Genomic DNA, 1018 nt, shown 5'->3' on the forward strand with positions numbered 1-1018 from the left:
GGGTCACCGGGATCGCGCTAGGCTACGAGGATCTCACCGATCACGACAGCCTGCGCCACGATCCCCTGCTGAAGCTCCTGGGCGAGGCGAAGTCCGCCGGGCGCGACGGGCCGGCTCCCCTGGCCGGGAGTTCCACCCTGGGGCGCGTCGAACGGAGCTTCGAGGACAGCGACCGGCGCTATCACAAGATCACCGCCCAGCCGAACCGGCTCCAGGGCCTGTACGTCGACCTGTTCACCGAGAGCCACGGCACCCCGCCCGAGCGGATCACCCTGGACCTCGACGCCACGGACGTGGAAACTCACGGCCATCAGATCGGCGGTTTCTTCAACGGCTACTACGAACACCGCTGCTTCCTGCCGCTCTACGTTTACTGCGGCCCGCATCTCCTGTTGGCCAAGCTGCGCCACGGCAATGTCGACGGCGCCAAGGGCGCGAAGGCGGCCATCAAACGCATCGTTGGACGCATCCGGAAGGCCTGGCCCACGGTCCAGATCCTGGTGCGCGGCGATTCCGGCTTCGCCCGCCCGAACCTGATGAGCTGGTGCGAGGCCAACGGCGTCGACTACATCTTCGGGCTCGCCCGCAACGATGTCCTGCTGCACAAGGCCCGCAAGGTCCGCTCCAGAGCCGCCGTCGACTTCATGGCCACGGGCGAGACAACGCTGGCGTTCGGCCATTTCACCCATATGACCCGCTCGAAGAGCTGGACACGGCCGCGCCACGTGATCGTCAAGGTGCTGCACCGCGCCGAACGTGAGCAACGCTGCCGGTTCCTCGTCACCTCGCTGGACTGGGACTCCCCGCAAGTGGCCGAGGCCCTGCGCGAGGCCCGGGACGCCCACGAACAAAGCGACCAGACCCCGCCCCGCGACCTGATGTCGCGCGTGATCTACGAGGCCATCTACTGCCCGCGCGGCGACATGGAGAACCGGATCAAGGAGTGCCAGTTGGACCTGTTCGGCCACCGCGCCTCCGCCCATGCCTTCAAGGCCAACCAGACCCGGTTGATCCTGGC

The 1018-nt window shown here is 67.3% G+C and carries 1 protein-coding gene; it reads left to right on the plus strand.

Annotated elements, in window-relative coordinates:
- The coding region (locus BLS85_RS18495) for an IS1380 family transposase (protein ID WP_092788199.1) at nt 1-1018 on the plus strand (1018 nt) is incomplete at both ends.

Source organism: Rhodospira trueperi, assembly GCF_900101965.1.
In the GTDB taxonomy this organism is placed as follows: Bacteria; Pseudomonadota; Alphaproteobacteria; order Rhodospirillales; family Rhodospirillaceae; genus Rhodospira; species Rhodospira trueperi.